The organism is Xanthobacter sp. DMC12 (assembly GCF_056314105.1).
In genome coordinates, this window is sequence record NZ_JBQUYZ010000002.1 from 933163 (window position 1) to 947020 (window position 13858).

At 62.0% G+C, this 13858-nt stretch carries 21 protein-coding genes; 18 read left to right on the top strand and 3 right to left on the bottom strand.

The genetic code is table 11. The features are described 5' to 3' along the window. Positions 1 to 152 precede the first annotated feature (152 nt). Together ACT535_RS12410 and ACT535_RS12415 are read right to left on the bottom strand one after the other, a co-directional pair. A complete protein-coding gene (locus tag ACT535_RS12410) occupies positions 153 to 695 on the bottom strand; it encodes a hypothetical protein (protein ID WP_476364590.1) in 543 nt (180 codons plus the stop codon). A gap of 309 nt (positions 696 to 1004) precedes the next feature. Further along, on the bottom strand, positions 1005 to 1898 hold the full coding sequence (locus ACT535_RS12415) for a hypothetical protein (protein ID WP_476364591.1): 894 nt from the start codon (positions 1896 to 1898) through the stop codon (positions 1005 to 1007). A gap of 192 nt (positions 1899 to 2090) precedes the next feature. Here ACT535_RS12415 and ACT535_RS12420 point away from each other — a divergent pair, with 192 nt between their 5' ends. Next, complete coding sequence (locus ACT535_RS12420; protein WP_476364592.1) at positions 2091 to 2792, top strand: AbiU2 domain-containing protein; 702 nt, start codon at positions 2091 to 2093, stop codon at positions 2790 to 2792. A 75-nt stretch (positions 2793 to 2867) separates the two neighbouring features. Continuing rightward, the gene (locus ACT535_RS12425) at positions 2868 to 3395 is read left to right on the top strand and encodes a hypothetical protein (protein WP_476364593.1); all 528 of its coding nucleotides are present in this window, start codon (positions 2868 to 2870) and stop codon (positions 3393 to 3395) included. A 40-nt stretch (positions 3396 to 3435) separates the two neighbouring features. Here ACT535_RS12425 and ACT535_RS12430 read toward each other — a convergent pair whose 3' ends face one another. Then, entirely contained in the window at positions 3436 to 3690 is a 255-nt protein-coding gene (locus ACT535_RS12430; protein ID WP_476364594.1) for a helix-turn-helix domain-containing protein, read from the bottom strand. Positions 3691 to 3772: 82 nt separating this feature from the next. On the opposite strand from ACT535_RS12430, the gene ACT535_RS12435 reads away from it, so the two are divergent. From ACT535_RS12435 to ACT535_RS12510, 16 genes are all read left to right on the top strand, one after another. Beyond that, entirely contained in the window at positions 3773 to 4360 is a 588-nt protein-coding gene (locus ACT535_RS12435; protein ID WP_476364595.1) for a hypothetical protein, read from the top strand. A gap of 57 nt (positions 4361 to 4417) precedes the next feature. Beyond that, positions 4418 to 4852: a twin-arginine translocation signal domain-containing protein gene (locus tag ACT535_RS12440; RefSeq protein ID WP_476364596.1), complete on the top strand. Its 435-nt coding sequence runs from the start codon at positions 4418 to 4420 to the stop codon at positions 4850 to 4852. Beyond that, entirely contained in the window at positions 4845 to 5549 is a 705-nt protein-coding gene (locus ACT535_RS12445; protein ID WP_476364597.1) for a hypothetical protein, read from the top strand. Before ACT535_RS12440 ends, ACT535_RS12445 begins: the two co-directional genes overlap by 8 nt. Then, positions 5542 to 6267: a hypothetical protein gene (locus ACT535_RS12450; RefSeq protein ID WP_476364598.1), complete on the top strand. Its 726-nt coding sequence runs from the start codon at positions 5542 to 5544 to the stop codon at positions 6265 to 6267. The genes ACT535_RS12445 and ACT535_RS12450 overlap by 8 nt, the downstream gene beginning before the upstream one ends. Continuing rightward, positions 6260 to 6676 (top strand): hypothetical protein, encoded by a 417-nt coding sequence (locus ACT535_RS12455; protein ID WP_476364599.1) that lies wholly within the window; start codon positions 6260 to 6262, stop codon positions 6674 to 6676. The genes ACT535_RS12450 and ACT535_RS12455 overlap by 8 nt, the downstream gene beginning before the upstream one ends. Before the next feature lie 496 nt (positions 6677 to 7172). After that, positions 7173 to 7394 (top strand): helix-turn-helix domain-containing protein, encoded by a 222-nt coding sequence (locus ACT535_RS12460; RefSeq protein WP_476364600.1) that lies wholly within the window; start codon positions 7173 to 7175, stop codon positions 7392 to 7394. Positions 7395 to 7523: 129 nt separating this feature from the next. Then, positions 7524 to 7838, top strand: a complete 315-nt coding sequence (locus ACT535_RS12465) for a hypothetical protein (RefSeq protein WP_476364601.1) — start codon at positions 7524 to 7526, stop codon at positions 7836 to 7838. Further along, positions 7835 to 8575, top strand: a complete 741-nt coding sequence (locus ACT535_RS12470) for a hypothetical protein (RefSeq protein WP_476364602.1) — start codon at positions 7835 to 7837, stop codon at positions 8573 to 8575. The genes ACT535_RS12465 and ACT535_RS12470 overlap by 4 nt, the downstream gene beginning before the upstream one ends. A 130-nt stretch (positions 8576 to 8705) precedes the next feature. Next, entirely contained in the window at positions 8706 to 8960 is a 255-nt protein-coding gene (locus ACT535_RS12475; protein WP_476364603.1) for a hypothetical protein, read from the top strand. Between the two features lie 309 nt (positions 8961 to 9269). Next, the gene (locus ACT535_RS12480; RefSeq protein ID WP_476364604.1) at positions 9270 to 9659 is read left to right on the top strand and encodes a winged helix domain-containing protein; all 390 of its coding nucleotides are present in this window, start codon (positions 9270 to 9272) and stop codon (positions 9657 to 9659) included. Continuing rightward, positions 9656 to 9865 carry a hypothetical protein gene (locus ACT535_RS12485; RefSeq protein WP_476364605.1) on the top strand — a complete coding sequence of 70 codons (210 nt, stop codon included), beginning with the start codon at positions 9656 to 9658 and terminating at the stop codon, positions 9863 to 9865. The genes ACT535_RS12480 and ACT535_RS12485 overlap by 4 nt, the downstream gene beginning before the upstream one ends. Then, complete coding sequence (locus tag ACT535_RS12490) at positions 9862 to 11274, top strand: replicative DNA helicase (protein ID WP_476364606.1); 1413 nt, start codon at positions 9862 to 9864, stop codon at positions 11272 to 11274. The genes ACT535_RS12485 and ACT535_RS12490 overlap by 4 nt, the downstream gene beginning before the upstream one ends. After that, entirely contained in the window at positions 11271 to 12200 is a 930-nt protein-coding gene (locus tag ACT535_RS12495) for a hypothetical protein (protein WP_476364607.1), read from the top strand. Before ACT535_RS12490 ends, ACT535_RS12495 begins: the two co-directional genes overlap by 4 nt. Beyond that, positions 12200 to 12475, top strand: coding sequence for a hypothetical protein (locus ACT535_RS12500; RefSeq protein ID WP_476364608.1), 276 nt, complete (start codon positions 12200 to 12202; stop codon positions 12473 to 12475). Before ACT535_RS12495 ends, ACT535_RS12500 begins: the two co-directional genes overlap by 1 nt. Next, a complete protein-coding gene (locus ACT535_RS12505) occupies positions 12472 to 13374 on the top strand; it encodes a MarR family transcriptional regulator (RefSeq protein WP_476364609.1) in 903 nt (300 codons plus the stop codon). The genes ACT535_RS12500 and ACT535_RS12505 overlap by 4 nt, the downstream gene beginning before the upstream one ends. Further along, positions 13371 to 13853 (top strand): hypothetical protein, encoded by a 483-nt coding sequence (locus ACT535_RS12510; protein WP_476364610.1) that lies wholly within the window; start codon positions 13371 to 13373, stop codon positions 13851 to 13853. The genes ACT535_RS12505 and ACT535_RS12510 overlap by 4 nt, the downstream gene beginning before the upstream one ends. Positions 13854 to 13858 lie beyond the last annotated feature (5 nt).

The following is a 13858-nucleotide window of genomic DNA, read 5'->3' on the forward strand; positions in this document are numbered from 1 at the left end:
CTGGGCGGCGGGCTCGCCCGGCCTGGCCATCGGGGCGTGCACTGCGGCCAGACGATGTTCGGCGCTGCGTCGGCGGGCTTCCCCTTCGGATAGAGAATGATCCGCAGTGGGTTCGCGTTTTTCTTCGAGGGTAGCTCTGGCAGCGTATCTTGTCAGATCGGAGTCGCAGCAATTTCCTGCGCGAAATAGAAACGGATCGATTTTTCCATCACACTCCGGTTGAACCCGCGGAGACTCTCCAACTCGACAATGCCGTCAGGATTATTGCCAAAGAGCATAATCGTGGGAGCTACGGGTACCATCATTGCAAATGGCCGATCGGGCACAAGAAACTGGCCATCCTCCGACTTCGCTATGCCCCACGGAATATGGCTCATCTCTTCGGCTAGACGGTCAATGTTCATTTGAATGTTTAGGCCTGTCAGGTGCCGTTCAGCAATGGTCCCGTCTGGCTGAACCGCGCTCGAACCCAGTTTTTCGATGAACTCAAGTTCGTCGTCCGAGAATGCGTGACTTGGCGCACTAACACCATTGAGTCGCAAGGTACGGGATGGCTCTTCTCTGAAATGACATCGAAAGCCCCAAAGAGAGGAGAAGCGCTGGACGATATCACGGGCAGCATCGTCCAGCGTCTTCACTTCTCCCCGGATGATACATGCGGAAAGCCCTTGAAAGTCATCCTCGATCCCTCGCATGAAACCAGTCTCTGCGCGCTGGTCCCACTTTCTCATTGCTATAAAAAGGCTGTCGTCAGTTCGCGCCGGCCGCTGCTTGCCTGACACCTTGTCGAAAAGATCCAGTCGCCCCTGCGGATCACAGAATCGCTCAAGACTGGCCCGAGGCAGAACGTGCTGCCTGATGGTTAAGACATGCGGGTTGCCCCTCTGAGGCCGTTCATAATCTCGCGCCATATGGCTCACCCTATGGGCTTGGCCTTCCTCAACCTCACGCCCGGCCCCGCACACCAAGATGACGCCGACGGCATCGAGGGCGGCGATAAGCTCCTACTCGTCGCCCTGCTCCTGCCACTCCAAATCTGTGCTGATTGATGCATCGACGGTAACCCCATCCCCGAACAAATGAGAGTGCTCCGCCAGCATCTCTCGGGCCCTATCTATCGCTTTCGCCTTGCCGTCGCAGGCCTCGGAGAATGTCTGGATACTTTCTCCGGATTTTCCGCGCTCGTCCCACCGAAACACCTCGACGATGGCATACCATGTGCCTTTGCCGCTCTTACGCCGACGCTGGATTTCGCGGATCTCCTCGACGCGATTGGCAACCCCTTCCGATATGGCCCGCTCGGTTTTGAAGTGTCGGGCCTGCCTGCGAAGCTCAGACAGGACGCCTTTCAATGCGTGCTCAGACAGGTCCTCTATAGCGCTCTCGATTTTGTAGATCGCCTCATGGATGGTCTGAACCGCTCGGCGGGCATCAGAACTCACCGGATGCGACTTTGGTCCGCCACCTTGAACGCTCGCAATCCGTTCATCCTCCCCCCGCGTCGGCCATATCGCGCGAGCTATCAGCTCCAACTGATCCACGGTCGGAGTCCAGCGATGGCGCTCCTGCCACTGCCGCCGCTCGATGACGGGGCTGATGTCCACGATAGGGCCATCTCGATTGGGCGTGGGCAGCTGAGAGAAGAAGTACCTGTAGGCGTCCGGGTCGCGCTCGTGGACGCCATTCTCGTTGAAGCTCCACCAAGAGCCTCGAACATCGAGGAGGCGCAGGGGCGTGCGACCGTCCATCTCCACCACACACTCGGCGAAGCGAACGCGCTTGCCAGCGAACTCGGGGACGGTGCGCTCGCCAAATACGCAATCTTCCAGAAGCGCTTTCGGGAACAGCTTGATCTCTAGATCATCGGGGAACGCGAAGAACCGCAAAGACGTGGACATGCATGGCCTTTCCCAGCCCCAAGCAAGCGTCGCGGTGCAACTCAAGCATGTAGGAGCGGCTCGATCAAGGGACGCATTGACCCGGGCGGCCTGCTTCCTGAGTTAACGGTTGTGGACATCGCATGCGATGCGTTGCTGAGCCCGGATGCGCCCCCGCACCGAGACCGCTTGTGAGCCCTTCGGAGGTTCTCCATGACTTCAAAGCCATTATTGCTTTTGACGCCGCTTGAGCCCAGCATCTTGAGGGGGGCGGGCGGCACTGCTCGGGGCCATTGGCATCTGGAGACAAAGTTGGCAATCCGCGACTGGAATCACCTGCGTGAGGTGGCCCTGCATGGTTACGATGACGGTATAATCTGCCTGGCCAGCATCGAATGCATTCAACGGTCAAACATTGATGCGGTGATAGCATCCATTAATTTGCGCGGAGCTGCCTATGCGGCTGCCTTACTTATCCAGTCAACCTTATTCCGGTTGCATATGTATACGGTGCGGGCCTATGACGATTCAAAAAGGCCGGACGATCAGAATCTTTGCGCTGCCATTAAATTCGTCGAGATTAATCTCAGGGACGAGCGCGACAGCCAAAGACGATCAGATCTCCAATCGGCAATTCTATTGTTCAATCAATCAAAAACGGATAATAGATTGGCGCGACTTCGGCATATTAGGAATAAATTGATGGCACACGTTGCCAGGCCGGATCCTACTCTACGGAAATTGACCTACGATGAGCTATTTGATTTCACAAAAATAACGACAAAAATATGGGAAAGATTATCTTTTGGGGCGGGAACCATTTTAGTGCCAATCGATCACCAAATAGATATATATCGGGAAAGTGCGGATAGTTTTTGGGGAATGTGGGGTGACGCAGTAGCCACCGATAATTAAGTTTGAGCTATAGAACAAGAATCTCCCAAATTGATGCGAGTGAGCGCGAATGTCGACAATACAAGGGAGAGAGTTGTGGAAGAACAAGATCCACAAGCTGTAATACCCCACCTTGGCGACATTAATGCTGAGTTGTTCTGGCACTTCGCATCCTATGTCGGCGGTCTAATGATCGAGTGGGGTCGGCTGGAGCGGGCTATCGACCTCATAATTTTTTATGGTTTTCAATGGCGCCGTCGGAACGGATTCGAAGGAAAGGCTCCGGGAGATTTTAGCGGGAAACTGAAGGTTCTTCCCGAAATTTTAGCAGAGAGCGAACAGACTAAAGGTGCGGTCAAATGGGTGGAAAAACAGATTCCGAGAGTCTTGGAGATAAAAGAGGCGAGGGACACGCTGGTTCATGGATATTTGGGCTCTGTATCCGATAACCCGGCGACCATAACCTTCAATAGAAGGCGCTTTCGTCACGCGCACGAGAGCCGTCGTTCGCTCTCAATAAGCGAAGCCGATTTTCGGGGTATCATCAAGGATGTTCGCTTCATCGAGGGTCATCTGGCGATGTACGTGGCTGCATTTCTTACAGGCCCGCACGGCAGAGGGTAACCCCAATTGGCTGGCCCGGTAGGGGCTGGTAATTCAGTGGCTATTGTTTCTTCCTAAGCCTCACTCCCGGCCCCTCGCCGTTCTCTGCGACGAAAATTACGCCTGCGGCTTCGAGGGCGCGCACGACAGCAACGACGTTGTTCGCCATACCTGAGGCTTGCCCCTCGCTGGCTTCCATCCTTCTCAAGGTCGGGATCGAGATTTGCGCCGAGGCAGCTAGGTCCGCCTGCGAAATTCCAGCGAGCGTCCGGGCCGCTGCAATCTGACGGCCCGTCGGATGATATTTTTCGCTCACTGTGATTGATTCCTATTGATATCGTGCATGTTGAGCGATATATATCACTTCAGACGTAACCGCTCAATCCGAGCCGCCGCATATGCCCAACCTCTCTCACATCATGCGCCGCGCCTGGTCGCTCCTGCGCCAGTCCATGCATCCCTACAGCCGGCCCGCCTTCGCCGCCCATCTGCGGCAGGCGTGGCACGAGGCCCGCAACGCCCCGGTGACCGACTGGGCGGTGCTTCAGCGCTACATTGTCGTGTCGCGCGGCGCCCACCGGGCCGAGGTCATTGGCAAGCTGGAGAACGCCTTGGCGGAGGCCCGTTCTCGGTCGGCCAAATACAGCCGGGCCGGCGCGCCCACCTCGTGGACGGCGGGCAAGCACCGCTCCAACGACTTGATGCGCGTCGCCAACGTCGAAGCCATCCTGCGCACCGAGAAGGCCGCGCTCGGCCTCGCTGCCAGCTACACCGCGAAGCGGGAGGGCCCCGCCTTCGTCCTGAAGCGCAACGGCGTCGAGTTCGGCCGGCTGATCGGCGCCGCCGACCGGCTCGCCTTCACCAGCAACGACCCAGCCCTCGCCGAGAAGGTGCGCACCGCCGTCGTGCCGTGGGGCGGTGTCCCCGCTGCCCTCGCCAAGGTCCGGGCGGCCGACGAAGCCCTGCGCCTCGCCCGCATCGCCTAATCCGAGGCGGCCCGCCGCCTCCCTCTTGCCACCTGTCAAATCAGTCGGAGCCTACCCATGCCGAAGCCCATCGCGGCGGCAAACGCCGCCCCTATGCCTGCATCCTCCCGTCGCGCCTTCCTCAAGGCCGGCGCAGCCCTCGGAACCGTAGCGGCGCTGGCCGTTCCGGTGGTCGTCCTTCCGAAGGCGGAAGCTGCGGAACCCGATCCCGTCTTCGCCGCCATCGCGGCCCACGCCGCCGCCCTGGCTCGCGTGACCGACTTGGACAGCACGGATGCCGGCTGGGATGCCGCCCTCGATAAGGAAGGCGACTTGTGGGATGCTTTCTGCGCCTGCCGCCCAATCACGCCCGGCGGCCTCACGGCCTATGCCATACACGCAGCCGCGTATCCCGACCTGTGGTGGCTCGCGGGCCGGGATGGTCCGGAGCAGATCATTGCCAACATGGCCAGCGCCCTGCGCACCCTTCAGTGGGGAGGCGCGAATGCGTGAGCGTCGCTCTTCCCCTTCTCGGCGCAGCATCCCCAAGGGTGCCGTTGCCTCTGCGCTGGTGGCAAATTTTGCCGGCGCTCTCGTGGCCGGGCCTGCGGACGCGGACTTGCTTTCGCTGGGCCGTGAAATGGAGGCCGCTTGGTCAAAGGAGCAGGCGGCCGTCGAGGAGGCGGATCGGCTGGCCAACGTCGCGGAGCGCATCAGAGAGGCGCCAGCCGAGGTTCTGCTGGCCTATCATCGCGACGGGGTTCCGCTCTTTCGTTTCGAGGCTGGCGCCTATCGCATCAATCCTGCTGTGCTCGCCCATGTGAAGGATCTGGAGCGGGTTTGGCGGGTTTGCGGCTTCCGCGAAGGGCCGTGCCCGGAGGCGGAGATGCTCCCCCACCTCGCGACGTGGCATGCGGGGCGGGACAAGGCGTGGAAAGCCAGCGGATTGCAAGCGGCCGATGAAGAGGCCGAGCGCCTTTCGGAAATGCGCGCCACCTTGTGCGCCCGCATTGTCGAGATGCGCGCGGGCACGGTAGCCGGCATCGCGGTCAAGCTTCGGGCGCTCGCCATCTGTCGCGGTGATGGTCCCGATGATGATTGGATCGGTGCTGCCGTCACCAGTCCCGGCTTTTCGACGGCCGAGCGGGCGGCATTCAGCGCTCTCCGCGATGCCATCGCAATTCTCGGCGTGGGAGGTTCCCGTGGTTGACCACTCTCATTCTCCCTCTCGGCGCCGTGTCATCAAAGGCGCCGTTGCCGGCATGGTGGTGGCAAATTTTGCCACGGTTGCCGCTGCCGATCAGGCCGACGCGGAATTGCTCGCCATGGGGCGCGAGCTGTCGGCGCTGGAAGCGCAGGAAGACGCTGCGGATGTCGCTTCGGATCGTCTCCATGAGGAGGCTAAGCGCAGTTGTCCGGCTCCTTCTGCTGCCCTCCTGGCCTATGCATATCAGGGCGAACCGCTGTTCCGCCCGTTGGGCGACGGCTTCACGCTGAACACGGCGCCGTATGGCCACCTGCTGGAGCGGTGCCGACTGTGCAACTCCTTGGGCGCCGTTGCCGACCGTTGGCCGGAGGTGTCCCTGATGGCGGATCTCAAGACCTGGGAAGATGGGCTGCGGGCAGCCGGTGAAGCGAACGGCTACGCTGCCGCGATGCAGGAAATGGAGCGGGCCGCTAAAGCCGCTTACGCCCTGTGCGAGCGCATCGCGGTCACGCCGGCCACGACACCGGCCGGCGTCCGGGTAAAGCTCCAAGCGCTGGCCCATTGCCACCGGGGCGAGCCCGGCGATGGCTCCGAATGGATTGTGGAAACCATCAACAACGCCCCGCCCTATGGGCGCGGGTTCTCCATAGACGAACGGCTCGTCTACAGCGCCTTTCGCGATGCCTGCGGCATCTTGGGAGCAGGGGGCGCACATGGGTGACGCGGCTTCTGTTTCCCTTGCCAACGTCTTTCTCGATCCCGCGTCGCTTCCCGCTCATTACGGGATGCAGGTCGTGGGGCGGCATCCGCTGCCGCCGCTGTCTCCCAGCTGCGTGGCCTACTTCGACGCTGGTGCCGTCGCGACTGACGGAGATCTGGGCTTGATCTATTTCCGGCCGGAAGCGGTGGCCCGTGGGCGTCCGTGGCGCGCGATTCGTCGTGTTCTTGTCGGCGTCCCGGTCCATGTTCGTCTGCCGCATCGGCCTGGGCCTTCCGACAATATCGCTCCGGGGGTGCTCCTCCTGTCCGATGAGCCTGACCGGGCGGTGTTTGTCCCGTGCGAGGATATCCTTGCGCTGCATCGCTGCATTGGGTTTGCGGCGCGTGGGCGGGAGCCGGTGCGGCTCTAGATCCTGCGCTCTCGCGCGTGCGCGTGCGCGTGCACTCGCGTGCGTGAGGGTTTCCAGCCAGCGAATAGATAAGCGCGGGCCTGCGGGTCCGCGTTTTGCGCATGGCGACATGTGCGGAAGGCATAGAGGTGCCATAGGAAGTATTCGCCACAATTCCCGGCGGCCAGAATGTGGGCAACCTGGGGATGACGGGCATGGCGGATCAAGGGGTTATTTCGATTTAGTTGACCGGCGCCGGCTGTTGCGCCGCGTGCAAGCTGCATTAATCCTTTGCCAGAGAACGGGAAATTCCCTATCGCAACAAATCTTCCCCCCATCGGCGAGACAACCCGTCCTGAAACCAATGGGCCGCGTGTGGATGTCGGGCCGCCGTGCCCTTTCATCCCCCCCTGTTATCGGTCATGATCGTTTTTGACTGATTTGGGAGCGGGTGTTGACGCATCAAATCAGCATTTGGCGCCCGTGTGGCCGTCACTGCGGAAATAGTGGAGCAGCGATGATTGATAAGGCATCCGGCCCCGCGCGGCCGGTTATGGAAGTCCTTCCAGATGGTTTGTATTCGCCCGACGAGGCGGCCAGTTACTACGGGAGGTCCATCCACACTCTGAGGAGGTGGCGCCGCGACGGCTACGGTCCGAAGGCGTTCCGCCTGGGCGGCTCGATCACCTATCAGGGGGCCGATCTGATCGCCTTCAAGGAAGAATGCCGGATGGCCTGAGTTTTGGCGAGGCGGTGTGGGGCGGCGTGCGTGTAGATGGAAAACAAAACAGCCCCGGCCGATGGGGGTCGGCGCGGAGCTGTCGTGTGCAGTCTTGCCCGGCTGCTGTGTCATACAACGGAGATTGCTGTGACCGGGAAACCCTACGCGAAAAAGCCCGCAGAATGCAAGTTTGATTCGTTCTTGGCGCCGCTCGGGGAGCAATTGACGTTGCCGTCATTGCCGGAGGACTGCGCCTTTCTTGACGTGGCCGTGGATGTTTTCGGCGTGGTCGGGTTCACGGTGACGGTGCGCCTCGATAACGCCGATCTGCTGGTCTGGCGCGGGCGCGAGTATCAAGATGCGCTGGCTGATCTGGCCCGGTGGGACATTGAAGGCTTCCCCATCCGCAACTTGGCGCTTGAAGCGCTGGAGGAAGCCGAGCGACAGGAACGCGCGACGTGACCCCCTCTGATTGGTGGGCGCGGCGGTGGCTTTGGCCTTTGGACCACGCAGGAAAGGTTTACCTGCCGAGGGCGTTGGATTTACTCGGCCGGGCGCGGACGGGCGACGACTGGCCCGGCGTCGGGTTTCCCGCGCTCGACCGTCAGGACCGAGCCGCGCACGATGCCGCCCGCGAATGCAACTTGGATCTGACGACCTATGCCGGGTTTTACCCCGAAAGCGGGCATTGGGCGCCTACGGTTTGGGATGTCGCGCGCGTGATGCTCGATGGGCTGGAGCGGGGCGACTTGCAGGCGTGGGCGCTGGTCGGTGGCCAGTTCGTCGATATCCGCCCTGTTGAGTGGAGCGGTGGCCATGGCCTTGTCATGCTTCGCGAGCTGCGGCCGGACACGGCGCTAGTGCGAGCCACAGAGTTGCAAGGTGATTTCTACCTATCAAAGGCTTCTTTCGATCGGTTCCTGAAGGCTGAAAGTCCCTCTGCTGAAGAGCCGTCACGACGCGCGGTTGGACGCCCCGTGAAATTCCCGGATCTGCCCGCCATCATTGATCGGATGTGGAGCAGTTATTGCAGTTCCTCGCAGCCTGTCGGGGCGACATTCAAGGAAGTATTGAGGCGGGCGCAGGAGGAGGAAAACCGGGGCCGGGCCGACAACGGCTTGCCCCCTGTCGTGCTTCCTACGGATCGGCGGATGAGGCAGCTTTGGGATGACCGGGTGAAGAGGGAAAAGGCGAAGTGAAATAATGGAGTGAAATAATGTCGAGTGAGAAAGAATATTTACTTCGCCCGAAAAGCTGGACGGCGCCCCCGTCATCGAAAATATTGAATGCTACATGGTCGGCATAATGCCGCACAAATTGGAGCTAGAAATGGAGAAATCCTTGAGCGGTGGGCCTGCGGGTATTGGAAGCATCAACCCGGATGCCTTGTATCGCGATTTTGAGGCGGCTGAGTGGCTGCGGTGCTCCGTGGCGAAGCTGGCGAAGCATCGTATCTCGCCGCTGCCCAATAACCCTGTGCTGCCGTATTGTAAAATCGGCCGGAGCGTCCGGTATCGGGGCCGGGATATCCTCAACTTCATCGATCAGACGGTGCGTTCGTCCACTACTTCGCCGGGCATGTGACAGGGAAGGGGAGAGCCCCTCACACGCCTAAACGTCCACAAATCTAATCAGCAGATCTGAAATAAGCAGGTGGCAGAAACTAGTCATGGAGCGAAAAAATGAAATCGTGTCCCATTCTCGGCCCGGCCGTCTGTGCCGCTCGCCGATCTGCATCCTCTCCCCGCATCGCAATTGAGGCTGAGCCCGAAGGGCTCGCGGTTGTCGTCCACGGCAGCGCCGGGGCCGCGACCGTCTGGCGCGGGCACGATCCCCTTGCGGCTCGCTCTGCGGCTATCCGGTGGGCCTCGCCCTCGACCGTGGGGGGCGCCAATGGCTGAGCCCTCCATCATCTCGATCAAGGCTTGGGTGGCCGCTCCGCTGCCGCTGCCGTCCGATGACCATTCCGAGTTGCCGCTTCCCGTGGCCGGTGCTTCTACGGGGGCGGCGTCGGAAGCTGGAAGCGTCGTTACCTTCAAGGGGCGAGCGGCCTGGGCGCTTGCCCAGCTTATGGAGGCGGGCGAACGTGGCGTGACGCCTATTGAGCGTCCGGCGCCCCGATGGTCGCACTATGTGTTTCTCCTCCGGCGCGGTGGCGTCTCGGTCGAAACCGTGGATGAAAGCCACGGCGGCCCATATAGCGGCACCCATGCCCGCTACGTTCTCCGTTCGGCCGTCAAGGTGATGGAGCGCAAGTTCGCGGGCGATGAGGTGGCCGCATGAGCCGGCGCCGCTCTTCTTCTCCCGGTGGTGATCTGCCCGATGCGGCGGCGCGGTTCGCCGCCTATGTCGCGGCGGCCAAGCGGGCGCAATCCACCTTTGACATTCGCGACGGTAAGGCGGCTGGCGAGGCGTGGCGGGACTTCCTGGCCGCGTTCATCCCGGCGGACGGCGCTGTCTCTGTCCACAACATCGGGGGGCGGCCATGAACATGCACGCTCCGATTTCTCCGCCTCCGTTGGCAAATGTGGAAGTCGAACAGGCCCTGCTCGGTTCGCTCCTCGTCTATGGGCGGCAAGCATTCTCCGCGGCTTCTGGCATCGTCGGCCCTGAGCATTTTTTTGAGCCGATCCATGCGCGGATTTTCGAGCTATGCGCGGCGGAATTTCTGGATGGGCGCACGCCCACGGCGCCCGGCCTTAAGGGCCGATTGCCAGCGGATTTGGACGTTGCGGGCCTGACCGCGCTTCAATATCTGGCCCGCCTCATGACGGAGGCGGCGCCAATGGTGTCTGTCTCGGACTACGCCAAGACCGTTCGCGAGCTGTGGGCGGCGCGGCAGGTGGTCGAAATCACGCAGGCCGTGGGTGAGGAGGTTGCCCAGCCCGACGCAAATGTGAAGGCCAGCATTGCCGCTGCCCTTTCCGATCTGGACCGCGTTCGCGCCGATCTGGACGATAAGGGGGGCGGCCGCCAGCCCATCGCCGACTGCCTGTCGGATGTCCTCCTCCGGGTGGACGCCATCAAGGAGGGCCGGCTGGAGCCGGGGGCCACGACAGGCCTTGCCGATCTGGACCGCATGATCGGTGGCCTTCAGCCCGGCCGCCTTATCATTGTGGCCGGAAGGCCCGGAACAGGAAAGACCATCGTAGGGGCAAACCTGGCGCGCGCCACCGCGGCGGCAGGCAATGGCTGCCTGCTATTCTCGCTGGAAATGCCTAAGGAGGAAATCGGCGCCCGTCTCCTTTCCGACCACGCCTTCCGACCGGATACCCCCATCTCGTCGAAGGCAATCTTCGAGGCCCATCTCGACGCCCGCCAGTTGCGGGAGATTGAAGTGGCCGCTGAGCACCTGGCGCTGCTTCCCCTGCACGTCGATGCCTCGGCCGCGCTCTCCGTGGGCGAAATCCTCGCCCGCACGCGCTCGGCGGCCGATGAGATGAAGGCCAGAGGTGTCCCGCTTCGGGTCGTCGTGATCGATTATCTGAAATTCGTTCGCGCTTCCGACCGGTATCGCGGCCAGCGCGTCTATGAGGTGGGCGAGATTACCGCCGGCCTCAAGGCGCTCGCCAAGGACCTCGGCGTCTGTGTCGTACTGCTCGCCCAGCTCAACCGGGCGGTGGAGCAGCGCGCCGACAAGCGACCCGAACTTTCCGACCTCCGGGAGAGCGGGGACATCGAGGCGGACGCCGACGTTGTGTTGCTGCTCTTCCGGGAAAGCTACTATCTCAAAGATAGGACGGACCCAGAGTCCATGGCTCGCCTTCTGGCCTGCGAATTCGCTCTGGAAATCATCATTGCGAAATGCCGGATGGGTGCCGTAGGCGTGACGGAGGTCTTCTGCCATCCAGCCGCCAGCGCGGTGCGGGATTTGGGCGCCGGGGGCTACGGCCGATGAAGGAGCCGTGGTCGAAATTCTTCTGGTCTGACTGGGAAGCTGACCACGGCCTGCGCCTCTGCTCGTTGGCAGCGCAAGGTCTGTGGATGCGGATGCTCTGCGTCTGCGCGAGACACGAACCCAAAGGCTATCTCGCCATCAATGGCCATCCCCTCGCTGTTATGGACATCGCCCGCTTGGCCGGTGTGACCGAAACCGAGGCGGAGAACCTGATGGAGGAGCTAGACCGCAACGGCGTGTTCTCCCGCAACCGTACCGGCACCATCTATTCCCGGCGGATGGTCAAGGATGACAAGCGCTCGAAAGAAGGGCGCAAATGGAAGAATTTCGGCCTATCGCAAGTATCTGAAAAAGAAGGAGGAAATTCCACCCCTTTAAGGGGGGCTGCAAGGGGGTCTTCTCCCCATATTCCAGAAGCCAAAGGCTTAGAAGAAAAAGAAAATATACGTGCTGCCGAAGCGATCCGTCTGGATGCTCCTGCAAAGGCGGATCTGACCGAGGCATGGGACCAATTCCGGCGCGCTTACCCTAGCCGGGAGGGTTCGCAAGATTGGGCACGGGCGAAAGACGTGTTCGCCAAGGCCGTAAAGGCTGGGGTGAGCGCGGATGCCATCATCGGCGGGGGGAAGCGGTATCTGGCCGAATGTCGGCGCCAAGGCATTGAGGGAACCCGGTTTGTGAAGCAGGCCCGCTCCTGGCTGAACGGCCGGCTATGGGAGGAATACGCCGGGCCGCCCGCTGAAGCCACTTCGTCGGGGGCGCCGGTGGAAATCGATTGGCGCGGGGTCGTGCGGAGCTTCACGAGCAACGGGAATTGGCCGTTCCGCATCGGTCCGTCGCCGAGCCAATCCGGTTGTCGGGCTCCTCCTGAAATCCTCGCTGAGTTCGGCCTGCCTGCTGGTGGCGAAGCGCGGGAGAACGCCTGATGACTGCGGAAATGGCCGGTCCGAACCGCTCCGATGCCTCCCCGGAAGCGATGCGGGAGTCGCTGGCGGAAAAATCGGGCGCATCGGCTCCCTCGGGGATTTCCGCGGCAAATTCGGCCGCTGGTGACGCTCTGGCGCGATTGGACCGCTACGAGGAGCGGGCGGCGGTTCTGGAATACGACGCGGGCTTGCCTCGGGCGCGAGCGGAGGACCGGGCGCGGCTGGAAGTCTTCGGCGGGGTCGGGCGCCCGGGTGAATGGGGGGTGACACGGTGACTCTGGATCTCGACAAATTCGGGAAGGTGCTCGGCCTTGTGGAGGGTGGGGCGACTGACGGCGAGCGCGCTGCGGCACGTTCGCGAGCCGAGGCGATGGCGGGTGCGGCCGGGCTCTCCTATGACGATGCCCGATTGCAGGCCATGGCGTCGGCCACGTCCTCCAGGTCGGAGCAACAGGCGGACGGCTGGTCGGACTTCTTCGGCGGCATCATGCGCCAGCGCTGGGCGGAAAACGCCCCTCGGCGCGAGGAGGCTCTGCGGAAGTACGGGTCGAAGGCGGCCATTTTTGCCGAGACTGAGCGCGAACGGCTGTTGCGGGAAGCCGTGGCCGGCATGGATTGGGATGTCGGGGGCGAAGAGGCGCCAAAGGAGGTCCGGGACGCGGCGATGGGGGCTTATCCCATGCCGGATAACTTGCCCGGCGCTTTTGCCGAGTGGCGGGAATGGCGCGACTTGTGGCGCCTTCGGTCGCTCTTTGAACCGCAATACCACACACCCGCCGGCATTTGTGCTCGGCAGGATCGCCTAGAGTGGATGCTAGATAACTGGTCGGACCCGACCTTTGCCGGGCTGATCGCGCGCATCTCCTGGCTGAATTATTGGGAGAAAGAGGGGCGCGGCTACGGCACGCGGGAAGCGCTGCTAGCTCTCCTCTCGGATGTGTTCATGCTCAAGGCGGATTGCTCGGCCGCAGCGACTGACGGTGGCAAAGTTTGCCGGCCCGGTTCTGAGGCTTCGCCTGCGCGGCGCACCAATGCCGAGAAGCGGGCGGCTGTCCTCGACATGCTCGCGACGCATCCCGACCTGAGCGACGGCGAGATTGCTCGGCGCTGCGGCGTGTCTCGGCAAAATGTCAGCAATCATCGGAAGGTTTGGGCGAAGGGGACCGGCGAATGAATGCCAGAAGCGAGAAGCGGCGCCGCTGGCGCAGGCGGCTACAGGAGCGGGCGGCGATGGCAGATGCGTGGGCGGCGGTTTCCAACGCCTATGCGTCCACCTGTGCGAATCTTCAAAAGGATCTGGCCAGCGCCATCGAGCGCGCGGAGCAGGCGGACGCCATCGCCGCTTATTGGGTGGAGCGCTACCAGTGCCTTGCTGCGGTGCTTCACGTCACGAAAGAGGATCAGGAGGCGCGAGCGAAGATCCTAGCCCTCGATGCCGTCCCGTCCACGCATGAGGCGCTGACGCACACGTTTGCCGGCCTGACGCTCTACCAGTGGGCGACGCTGCCCGATGATCTAACGCAGTTCTTCGCCATGCACGAAGCTGTTGCGATGTGGCGTAAGCAAATGGCATCCGCACGGCAACCTTTGACGCTGTACGAGAACGGAAAGCCGAAGTCATTCTATATGCCTGGCAGCTTCACCCCGCAGTGAGGCCG

Bases quoted from the DNA above. Each gene is read 5' to 3' on its own strand.
- ACT535_RS12410 (WP_476364590.1), bottom strand. From the start codon at position 695: ATGCGAGGGATCGAGGATGACTTTCAAGGGCTTTCCGCATGTATCATC.
- ACT535_RS12415 (WP_476364591.1), bottom strand. From the start codon at position 1,898: ATGTCCACGTCTTTGCGGTTCTTCGCGTTCCCCGATGATCTAGAGATC.
- ACT535_RS12420 (WP_476364592.1), top strand. From the start codon at position 2,091: ATGACTTCAAAGCCATTATTGCTTTTGACGCCGCTTGAGCCCAGCATC.
- ACT535_RS12435 (WP_476364595.1), top strand. From the start codon at position 3,773: ATGCCCAACCTCTCTCACATCATGCGCCGCGCCTGGTCGCTCCTGCGC.
- ACT535_RS12440 (WP_476364596.1), top strand. From the start codon at position 4,418: ATGCCGAAGCCCATCGCGGCGGCAAACGCCGCCCCTATGCCTGCATCC.
- ACT535_RS12445 (WP_476364597.1), top strand. From the start codon at position 4,845: ATGCGTGAGCGTCGCTCTTCCCCTTCTCGGCGCAGCATCCCCAAGGGT.
- ACT535_RS12455 (WP_476364599.1), top strand. From the start codon at position 6,260: ATGGGTGACGCGGCTTCTGTTTCCCTTGCCAACGTCTTTCTCGATCCC.
- ACT535_RS12460 (WP_476364600.1), top strand. From the start codon at position 7,173: ATGATTGATAAGGCATCCGGCCCCGCGCGGCCGGTTATGGAAGTCCTT.
- ACT535_RS12475 (WP_476364603.1), top strand. From the start codon at position 8,706: ATGGAGAAATCCTTGAGCGGTGGGCCTGCGGGTATTGGAAGCATCAAC.
- ACT535_RS12480 (WP_476364604.1), top strand. From the start codon at position 9,270: ATGGCTGAGCCCTCCATCATCTCGATCAAGGCTTGGGTGGCCGCTCCG.
- ACT535_RS12485 (WP_476364605.1), top strand. From the start codon at position 9,656: ATGAGCCGGCGCCGCTCTTCTTCTCCCGGTGGTGATCTGCCCGATGCG.
- ACT535_RS12490 (WP_476364606.1), top strand. From the start codon at position 9,862: ATGAACATGCACGCTCCGATTTCTCCGCCTCCGTTGGCAAATGTGGAA.
- ACT535_RS12495 (WP_476364607.1), top strand. From the start codon at position 11,271: ATGAAGGAGCCGTGGTCGAAATTCTTCTGGTCTGACTGGGAAGCTGAC.
- ACT535_RS12500 (WP_476364608.1), top strand. From the start codon at position 12,200: ATGACTGCGGAAATGGCCGGTCCGAACCGCTCCGATGCCTCCCCGGAA.
- ACT535_RS12510 (WP_476364610.1), top strand. From the start codon at position 13,371: ATGAATGCCAGAAGCGAGAAGCGGCGCCGCTGGCGCAGGCGGCTACAG.